This window comes from Priestia sp. 53B2, assembly GCF_056099005.1.
In genome coordinates this window covers 1-395 of sequence record NZ_JBLZXA010000075.1, presented here as the reverse complement: position 1 = coordinate 395, position 395 = coordinate 1, and the positions used below count along the sequence as shown (strand labels likewise).

Below are 395 nucleotides of genomic sequence, written 5' to 3'. Positions count from 1 at the left end.
GGCGAGAAATTCAATCAAAATGCACTGACTGCCGCCAGCAATGTGCACAAATTAGGTAGCCGGCTCAAAGTTACCAACAAAGCCAACGGCAAAAGTGTAGTGGTACGCGTGACTGACACAGGGGGATTTGGCAAATATGGCCGTACCCTAGATTTGTCAAAAGGTGCTTTTAGTAGAATTGCTAATCTTTCAAACGGCCTTGCTAAAGTCGATATCGTTAGATTATAAATTTATTTTCACTATGTTTTAACGTAAAAAGGGCGCTATTGATTGATAGCGCCCTTGATGTTTTATCAATTAAAAAATTTAATCCTCTAAAAAATGGGTATCATTCGACCATTGCTGCATTTTGATAGTTTCATCCAAATATTGTTCGATAGCCGGCAAATTAAACC

General features: G+C 38.7%; 1 protein-coding gene. It reads left to right on the top strand.

The genetic code is table 11. The annotated features are described in order from the left end of the window. Nucleotides 1-228, top strand: a 228-nt coding sequence (locus tag ACN6NE_RS31145) for a septal ring lytic transglycosylase RlpA family protein (RefSeq protein ID WP_474329446.1), incomplete at its 5' end; no start/stop codon positions are given. Between the last annotated feature and the right edge of the window lie 167 nt (nucleotides 229-395).